At 63.9% G+C, this 8,532-nt stretch carries 9 protein-coding genes and 2 pseudogenes; 8 read left to right on the forward strand and 3 right to left on the reverse strand.

Going from position 1 to position 8,532, the window contains the following annotated elements; all coding sequences use genetic code 11:
• On the reverse strand, positions 1-1,220 hold a 1,220-nt coding region (locus EOD15_RS22835; protein WP_127408840.1), incomplete at its 3' end, for a PAS domain-containing protein.
• A gap of 249 nt (positions 1,221-1,469) precedes the next feature.
• Here EOD15_RS22835 and EOD15_RS22840 point away from each other — a divergent pair.
• Together EOD15_RS22840 and EOD15_RS22845 are read left to right on the forward strand one after the other, a co-directional pair.
• The gene (locus EOD15_RS22840; RefSeq protein WP_127322930.1) at positions 1,470-1,919 is read left to right on the forward strand and encodes an ester cyclase; all 450 of its coding nucleotides are present in this window, start codon (positions 1,470-1,472) and stop codon (positions 1,917-1,919) included.
• Positions 1,920-2,196: 277 nt separating this feature from the next.
• The gene (locus EOD15_RS22845; protein WP_127408841.1) at positions 2,197-3,267 is read left to right on the forward strand and encodes a phosphatase PAP2 family protein; all 1,071 of its coding nucleotides are present in this window, start codon (positions 2,197-2,199) and stop codon (positions 3,265-3,267) included.
• 95 nt (positions 3,268-3,362) lie between these two features.
• Here the strand turns inward: EOD15_RS22845 and EOD15_RS36890 are convergent.
• A pseudogene (locus EOD15_RS36890) lies at positions 3,363-3,654 on the reverse strand (XRE family transcriptional regulator); the annotation flags it as partial.
• 40 nt (positions 3,655-3,694) lie between these two features.
• Between EOD15_RS36890 and ada the strand changes: the two are divergent.
• The 4 genes from ada (at position 3,695) to EOD15_RS22875 (ending at position 6,653) form a co-directional block, all read left to right on the forward strand.
• Positions 3,695-4,810 (forward strand): bifunctional DNA-binding transcriptional regulator/O6-methylguanine-DNA methyltransferase Ada, encoded by a 1,116-nt coding sequence (ada, locus tag EOD15_RS22855; protein WP_127320195.1) that lies wholly within the window; start codon positions 3,695-3,697, stop codon positions 4,808-4,810.
• Positions 4,811-4,828: 18 nt separating this feature from the next.
• Positions 4,829-5,038: a hypothetical protein gene (locus tag EOD15_RS22860; protein WP_245463740.1), complete on the forward strand. Its 210-nt coding sequence runs from the start codon at positions 4,829-4,831 to the stop codon at positions 5,036-5,038.
• Between the two features lie 320 nt (positions 5,039-5,358).
• Positions 5,359-5,913: a methylated-DNA--[protein]-cysteine S-methyltransferase gene (locus tag EOD15_RS22870; RefSeq protein WP_127320199.1), complete on the forward strand. Its 555-nt coding sequence runs from the start codon at positions 5,359-5,361 to the stop codon at positions 5,911-5,913.
• Positions 5,910-6,653: a 2OG-Fe(II) oxygenase gene (locus EOD15_RS22875; RefSeq protein ID WP_127320201.1), complete on the forward strand. Its 744-nt coding sequence runs from the start codon at positions 5,910-5,912 to the stop codon at positions 6,651-6,653. Before EOD15_RS22870 ends, EOD15_RS22875 begins: the two co-directional genes overlap by 4 nt.
• Positions 6,654-6,677: 24 nt before the next feature.
• Here EOD15_RS22875 and EOD15_RS22880 read toward each other — a convergent pair whose 3' ends face one another.
• The gene (locus EOD15_RS22880) at positions 6,678-7,277 is read right to left on the reverse strand and encodes a dihydrofolate reductase family protein (protein ID WP_127320203.1); all 600 of its coding nucleotides are present in this window, start codon (positions 7,275-7,277) and stop codon (positions 6,678-6,680) included.
• A 103-nt stretch (positions 7,278-7,380) separates the two neighbouring features.
• Here EOD15_RS22880 and EOD15_RS22885 point away from each other — a divergent pair, with 103 nt between their 5' ends.
• The gene (locus EOD15_RS22885; protein WP_127320205.1) at positions 7,381-7,797 is read left to right on the forward strand and encodes a helix-turn-helix domain-containing protein; all 417 of its coding nucleotides are present in this window, start codon (positions 7,381-7,383) and stop codon (positions 7,795-7,797) included.
• A gap of 122 nt (positions 7,798-7,919) precedes the next feature.
• Positions 7,920-8,532, forward strand: a pseudogene (locus tag EOD15_RS22890) (DNA polymerase IV); the annotation flags it as partial.

The raw sequence follows: 8,532 nt of genomic DNA on the forward strand, positions 1-8,532 counted from the left end.
ACCGTCGTGTTGGCGTCATCGACGAAAGCGATGCCGATCGAGGCCGCCAGCTTGCGCGACGTGGCCGTCGATCCTAGTTCGGCATCGCGAACCGCGGCAAGTACCGCGTCGGCCAGCCTCCCGGCCTGCGCCGTATCGCAATTGGGCATCAGAAGCGCGAACTCGTCACCGCCCAGGCGCGCGGCATGCGCCGTCGGGGGAAGGCAGCCCAGAATGCCTAGGGCAACGCTTTTCAGTGCCAGGTCGCCGGCCGCGTGGCCGGCAAAATCGTTGAGCGCCTTGAAGTAGTCGAGATCGACGTAGAACACGGAAAGCGGCAGCAACTGCGGGGCCGCGATGTGATCGGCCAGCAGCCGGTCGAACGCGGCGCGGTTCAAGAGACCGGTGAGCGCGTCATGGCGGGCCGCATAGGCAAGCTCCTGCTCGCGCTGCTTGTCTTCGGTGATGTCGCGCACCGTGCCCAGGATCTGCCCCGCCAGCCGGCGGTCCGGGATTTGCGGGTCGGCGATGAAACGCAGCAGGGATTCTATGTGCCGGACCTCTCCGTCGCGCCGGACGATGCGGTATTGCACGGCGGTGACCTTGTCCGTTTCGAGCGGCACCAGATGCGCGCGCGACGCGGCCTCCTTATCGTCCGGATGCAGATAGCCGAACCAGTGGTCGCGCTCGACTTCGGCGGTGTCGGAGACAAGCCCGAAAATCTCCCTGGTGCGTTCGTCCCAATAGCTTTTGCCGGTGGCGAGGTCGTGGTGCCAGATGCCGGTACCGCTGGCGGCGAGCGCCAGGCGGAAGCGCACATTGACCTGCTCGAGTTCGGCTTCGGCCGCCTTCTGCCTGGAGATGTCGGTCTGCACACCCATCAGCCTGAGCGGCTTTCCCATCGCGTCGCGCTCGACGGCGCCACCGCGATCGAGCACCCACACCCAGTGTCCCTGCTTGTGCTTCAGCCGCAATTCGGTCTCGATGGCGTCGGTCAGGCCGGCAATGTGGCGGTCGCCGCTGGCCAGCGCCCGCTCGCGGTCGTCGGGATGGGTCAGTTGCAGCCACAGGTCGCTGGTGTTGGCAAGTTCGCTCTCATCGTAGCCCAGCATCCGCGCCCAGGTCGCGGAATAGAAGCAGTCGCCGGTTACAAGATCCCAGTCCCAGACACCAAGATGGGCGCGCTCCAGGGCCTTGGCCCAGAACGTTCCATTGCGACTTTTCTTGCCCTGACGCGCCATCGTCTGCTTCGCCTGCTCCACCGCAGGGCAATCTGCGGCAAAACCAGAGAAGAAACAGTTACCACGGCGATGGCGGGCTGCTTTGTTGGCTCCTCACCTGCCGCCTCTGCTCTTCGATTGGCCGGCAAGAACCGGAGTTTCGCATCGGCCGGATGTTCCTAGTCATGGCTCCAGGTCATCGGCCAATCCGGTGATCCCGGATCATCGGCGGCGCCGATGATCACATTGCAGAGACAAGAGGATCTTCCAATGACCAGACAAGAAAACAACAAGGCCGTCGTCGTCAGATGGTTCACCGACTTCTGGGGTGAAAGCTGCGACCTGTCCGTCGTCGACGACATCGCGGCACCCGACATGCTGCTGAAATACTCGCTGCACGAGCCGCGCCGCGGCCGCGACGACATCAAGGCCTTCATGAGCGGCTTCCGCGCCGCCTTCCCGGACCTCAACTTCTGGGCCACGGCCGACCTGATTGCCGAGGGCGACTATGTCGTCGGCCAGTGGGAGGGCGGCGGCACGCATACCGGCCCGGCCTTCGGCGATTTCCTCGCCGGCTCGCTGCCGGCCGCCACCGGCCGCACGATGCGTTTCACCGGCACCACGGTGCTGAAGGTGGTCGACGGCAGGATCGTCGAGGAGATCGGCCTCGATGACGGCGTCGCCGCCCTCACCCAGCTCGGTCTGATCAAGGTCGCCTGATCGAAAGGTATGTTGAAAGAGGGCCGTCGCCAACCCAGGCGATGGCTCCCTCAAGCTTAGCCGAAGCCCGATGGCGAGGCAGCCTGCAGCCGTTGAAAACCGACAATGACGGCAGCGCGTTGCGGCGCGACGCTTTCGTAAACAGGCTCTTTGCCAACAAGCATTCTATCGGTCTAATATTTAGAGATCTATTTGCCCGCAAGTGTAACCTGATGATAATATATCGCCTGCGAAATAACCCAATTATTTTTTTGGACAACTGGCGGAATGTCCTTCGATGAGTGAGCACACAGGTCAGCGCGGCAACAATCGCCGCCCACCTGCCATCCTTGACCTCGACATCGCGACAACCAGGAGCGGCTGGCTGCTGGTTGCCTTGTGTCTGACCTATGCCGTGACCGCTGTTTGCCTGCAGCCGGACCGCTACCTGCATCTGGCGCAATCCTATGCCAAGCCGTTCGCCTTTTTCCTGCCCGCGCTTCTGGCGGCGGGCCTTGGTGTGGCGGGGCTGGCATTTGCCCGGCATGCGCCGACGAGGTTCATCCTCGGCGTACTCAGGCACCGCTGGCTTGCAGCCGCACCCGTCATCTTCTTGTTCTTTCTCGGCGTCACCGCATTTACCACCTTGAAGGTCGCCATCCCGGACATGGTGCCGTTCTACGCCGACCGCGCCCTGGCGGACCTCGATCTTCGGCTGCATGGCGCCGATCCCTGGACATGGGCGCACAGCATCGTTTCCGAACCGGTGTCGGTCGCCATTTTCGCCGGCTATGGATATGGCTGGCTTCTGCAATGGTTCGGCGCCGTGCTCTTCGTCGCCTTCTGGAACAATCCGGTCGGGCGTTTGCGCTACCTATGGGCATTCGCGCTGACCACGATGCTGTGCGGCACCGTTCTCGCGACCCTGCTGTCGTCCGCCGGCCCGATATTCCACGACCAAATCTACGGCGGCGACCGGTTTGTCGCGCTGCAGGCCGCTCTGGCGCAGAAGGGCTACGGCGCGTCGGTCCATCTGTACGCCGATTACCTGTTTACAGCCTACCAGAGTGGCCGCCCGGAACTCGGCGGCGGCATCTCCGCCATGCCAAGCATGCACGTCGCGTTCGCCACGCTCAACGCGTTCTTCCTGGCTCGATTCGGCCGCCGGTGGGCAATCGCCGGCTGGTCCTTCGCGGCCTTCATCCTGTTCGGTTCGGTTTATACCGGCTGGCACTATGCCGTGGACGGCTATCTCTCGATTCTCGTGGTGTCCCTGCTCTGGTACGTAACGGGACGCTTCATCTTGCCGCAAGCGAGCCAGGACGTTGCCGACAGAGGGTTGGCCATTCCCGACCCGGCACCACAATGATGATCATATCTGGGCAGCGTTGCCGGGAGGCATACCCATACCGGGTCGGCTTCCGGTGACTCCCACGTCCATTCGTCGGCCGATCTGGCGACAGCTCAGGCGCGTTTGCGGCCCCTATCATTTGCAAGGTGATAGGGTTGCACGAGGACCTCGGCAGGAATGTTCCATTCCTTGTTCAGTTTGAAGATCATATCCAGGGTAAGCGCCCGCTTTCTGTTCAGCACCTCGGTCGCCCGGGGCGATGACCCGATTACCTCGGCTAGAGCCTTTCGTCGCCAAGTTGAACAGTTCCATGTGCGAATGAAGGGCTTCAACGGGATCGGGTGCTTCAATCGGGTAGTGCTTGTCCTCATAGGCCTCGATCAGAGTTGCGAGAACGTCAGGAAACGGGTGGCGAGACCGGCTTCCTGCGGCTTCAATGCCGGCCATGTTCATTACCCTGGCGAAAAATCTGAAATCCGCGCCGCTGCAAGCCGCCGACGATCCGCGCTGGGCGCGAATCGTCGTGCGCGACAAATCCGCCGACGGCGCATTCTGGTATTCGGTGGCGACGACCGGTGTCTATTGCCGGCCTTCCTGCCCGTCTCGGCGCGCCAATCCGAAAAATGTGCAATTGCACGACACGCTGGATCAGGCCAGGGCCGCCGGCTTTCGCCCGTGCCGGCGCTGCGACCCGGATGGCCCGTCGCTCGAGGCCGGCAACGCGGCGATGGTCGCCGCTGCCTGCCGCAGGATCGAGCAGAGCCAGGAAGAACCGTCGCTGGCTGAGCTGGCTGATGCCGCCGGCCGCAGCGCCGGTTATTTCCATCGTATCTTCAAGGCGGCCACCGGGCTGACACCGAAGGACTATGCCGCCGCGCACCGCGCCGCCAGGGTTCGTCAGGGCCTGGAAGACGGCGCCAGCGTCACGACGGCGATCTACGATGCCGGCTTCAATTCGAGCGGACGTTTTTATGAGAAATCCACTGGCATGCTCGGCATGACGCCGACGCGCTATCGCGCCGGCGGCGCCGATGAAGAGATCCGCTTCGCCGTCGGCGAGACCTCGCTCGGCGCCATCCTGGTCGCGTCCAGTCAAAAGGGCGTCGCCTCGATCCTGCTCGGCGACGATCCTGACGCACTGGTGCGCGACCTGCAGGACCGTTTCCCCAGGGCACGGCTAATCGGCGGCGATCACGACTACGAGGCGCTGGTCGCCCGCGTCGTCGGTTTCGTCGAAGTTCCGGCGCTCGGTCTCGATTTGCCGCTCGACGTGCGCGGCACCGCCTTCCAGCAGCGTGTCTGGCAGGCTTTACAAGACATCCCCGTCGGCCGCACGGTTTCCTATGCCGACATCGCGCAGCGCATCGGCGCGCCGAAGGCAACCCGTGCCATCGCCGCCGCCTGCGCCGCCAACAACCTTGCCGTCGCCATTCCCTGCCATCGCGTGATCCGCAGGGATGGCGACCTGTCCGGCTATGCCTGGGGCGCGGAGCGCAAACGCGCGCTGCTGGAGCGTGAGGCCGGCGAATCTGACAGCGCCTACCGATCCGCGCGGAGATGACGGCCAAGCATGCGCGCGATGGCAAGATCTCATGACAGCGTCACCGATGGGACCGCCGCCGGCAAACGCGCCGAAAAGGCGAAATCCCAAGTCATGGCTGCCATCGGCGGACTTGTCGATGAGGGTAAGGCTGAGTGGAACCACACCGCAACCGGCGACATCGAGCTGCGGCTGCTGAGCGGTGAGGTGTTCGTGCTCGGAGAAGTGTCGGTCACGCGTGTGGCATGAGCATGCTTGGCTGAAGTGCGGACGGTTCAAAATCAGCACTCTATGGCGCGCCCCTCTGTCCTGCCGGACATCTCCCCCACAAGGAGGGAGATTGGCAGTTCCGGCGCCGGCTCTCGTCCTGCAACGTTGGAGATTGGCGAAGGCGGTGATGACAGCCAATCTCCCCACCCGTGGGGGAGATGTCCGGCAGGACAGAGGGGGCGCCATAGAGCACCTACCTTTGCGCCTTTCAGGCAGATTTGAATTTGAAAGCAAGCACCGGAGTGAGACACGGCCGACACCGTGGCTAGGGTTCAGCCACAAACAAAGGAGTGAAGGCAATGAACCTTATACAAACCACTATGCCGATGGCCGCCTGCAACGTCGCCGCCCTCGGCACCATCGCCTATGCCATCGGCGAATCCCCCATCGGCAAAATCCTGGCGGCGCGCAGCGATATCGGCGTCTGCGCCATCCTGATCGGCTCGGATGCCGACACACTGGAGCAGGATCTCGCCAACCGCTTCCCAGGCAAGATACTGGCCAAGGACGAGGCCGCACTGCGCGACGATCTCGCGGCAATCGCGCGCTTCATCGAAATGCCCGGCGTCGGCTTCGACCTGCCGCTCGACCTGCGCCACGGCACGCCATTCCAGCAGCGCGTGTGGGAGGCGCTCCGAGGGATCCCGTGCGGCGCCACCATCACCTACACCGCGCTCGCCCGGCATATCGGCCAGCCGAACGGCGCCCGCGCCGTGGCGACCGCCTGTGCGGCCAATGCGATTGCGCTGGGCATACCCTGCCACCGTGTTGTCCGCGCCGACGGCACGCTGTCGGGCTACCGCTGGGGCGTCGAGCGCAAGCGCGCCCTGCTCTACAAGGAGGCTACGATATGAATGCCCATGCCAAAATTGCCGCATCGGTGGTCGAAGCTGCTCAGACACGCATCGCCGGTTACGACTGGCCGGCCCTTGCTGCCGAACTCGACGGCTTCGGCTGCGCGGTGATTGAAAAGCTGCTGTCGCCCGAAGAGTGCCGACAGATCGCCGACCTCTATCCCGAGGAGAAGCATTTCCGCAGCCACATCCATATGGCCAGGCATGGCTTCGGCAAGGGCGAGTACCGCTACTTCCGCTATCCCTTGCCCGACCTCCTGGGTGGCCTGCGCAGCGCGCTCTATCCCAGGCTGGCCGAGGTCGCGAATCGGTGGAACGAGCGCATGGGGCAGGCCATGCGCTATCCCACGACGCATGCCGCGTTTCTCGAGCAGTGCCATGCCGCCGGCCAGACACGGCCGACGCCGCTGCTGCTGCAATATGTGCCTGGCGACTTCAACTGCCTGCACCAGGATCTCTATGGCGATCTCGCCTTTCCGCTGCAGGTGGCGATCCTGCTCTCCGAACCGGGCCGGGATTTCACAGGCGGCGAGTTCGCGCTGACTGAGCAGCGCCCGCGCATGCAGAGCCGAGTCGAAGTGGTGCCGCTGCGCCAGGGCGACGCCGTTGTGTTCGCCGTCCACAACCGGCCGGTGCAGGGCACCAAAGGCAACTACCGCGTCAATCTGCGCCACGGCGTCAGCCGGCTGCGCTCAGGCATGCGCCACACGGTAGGGATTATTTTCCACGATGCGAAGTGAGCAGGGAGAAGATGGAGGTTCCCCTCACCCCGCCGGTGCATAACGGCTGACCACCATGCCGCAGGCATAGGCCTTCGAGCCGAGCAGCCGCAGGTTCCTAAGACCGCCCTGATCAAAAATCCGGCGGCCCGCCCCCAGCACCGCCGGGTTGACGAACAGCTGGAACTCGTCGACCAGCCCGGCCGCGATCAGCGCTGACGCGAAACCGGCGCCGCCGAACACGGCAATGTCGCCACCCTCGCCCGTCTTCAGCGCGTTGACCTCGCGCGGCAGGTCGCCGCTGGCCACACTGGTGCGCTCCCAAGCCGGCTCCCAGGCCGATTGCTTGAGCTTGTTGCTGAGCACCACCTTGCGGGCGTCGACGATGCGCTGCGCAAAGGCGTAGAACGGATCGTGCGGAAACTTCTTCGCCGCAGTGCCCCAATGGGTGAGGTAGCCCTCCTGTGCCATTTTGCGGCTGAGCAGGATGGTATCGACGCCTGCGAAGACAGCGTTGAAGTCCTGCTTCAGCGCGTCGTCCCAGGCGCTGTCGTCGCCCCATTCCCAGAGCTGCCAGGGATGGTCCTCATTGGCGCCGACAAAGCCGTCGACCGACGTCTGCATCTGCAGGACCAGCTTTTTCACCGTCATTCTCCCCACGGCCATCGCAAAACAGTTTACATTTGCAACCATTGACGCAAGGCCAAAACGATGTCAATAGTAAAGTGATTTAAAAATGGAACCGTAGATGTCGACGCGCGAAAAATCCGGCTGCCCGATCAACCTGTCGCTCGAACTGATCGGCGACCGCTGGACGCTGCTCATCATCCGCGACATGGCCTTCGCCGGCAAAAGGCACTTTCGCGAATTCCTGCAATCCGACGAAGGCATCTCCTCGCGCACGCTGGCCGAGCGGCTGCAAACGCTTCAGGAGGAAGGCATCCTCACCAGAAGCGACGACCCGACGCATGGCTTGAGAACGGTCTACCGGCTGACCGAGGCAGGTATCGACCTCTTGCCGGTGCTGGCGACGCTCGGCGCCTGGGGCAGCAAGCACCGCAAGGCCGACGATAAGCTGGCCAGGATTGCCGACGAGTTGGCGGCAGGCGGCGAAGCAGCGCTGGAAAAGATGAAAGCGGCGCTGCGATCGGAGCATATTGTCTAGGCGGTTGCGTTCACGCCGAACCGGCACAGCTGTTGCTGCACAAATCGGCCTTCGCTTGACAACGACCCGTGCTTGTTCTTTATTTGTTCCAATTCTATCAGCAACTGTGATGTGCGGTCGGGATGGAAACGACAGCCACCATCCTGCATGCCGATCTCGACGCTTTCTACGCCTCGGTCGAGCAGTTGCTCGATCCGTCGCTGCGCGGCAAGCCGATCGCGGTGGGCGGCGGCGTCGTGCTCGCCGCTTCCTATGAGGCGCGCGCCTTCGGCGTGCGCGGCGGCATGCCAGGGCGCAAGGCGCGCGAACTCTGCCCGCATTTGATCTTCGTCGGCGGTAATTTCAGCCATTACCAGCGGCTGGGCGACGCGGCGATCAAGGTGCTCGACGATTTTACCCCGGTGGTCGAGCGCATCTCCATCGACGAGGCCTTTGCCGATGTCGCCGGCTGCACGCATCTATTCGGCTCGCCGCAAGAGATCGCGACGACCATCCGCCGCCGCGTGCGGGCCGAACTCGGCCTGCCGATCTCGATCGGCGTGGCACGCACCAAGCATCTGGCCAAGATCGCCTCGCAGGTGGCCAAACCGGATGGGCTGGTGGTGGTCGACCCCGGCAGCGAGCTCGCTTTCCTGCACGACCTGCCGGTCGGGCTGATGTGGGGCGTCGGCCCGGCGACCAGGGCGCGGCTGGCGGAAATCGGCGTCGAGACCATCGGCCAGCTGGCCAGGACGC

Origin of the sequence: Mesorhizobium sp. M7A.T.Ca.US.000.02.2.1 (assembly GCF_003996995.1) — a bacterium.
Lineage (GTDB): Bacteria > Pseudomonadota > Alphaproteobacteria > Rhizobiales > Rhizobiaceae > Mesorhizobium.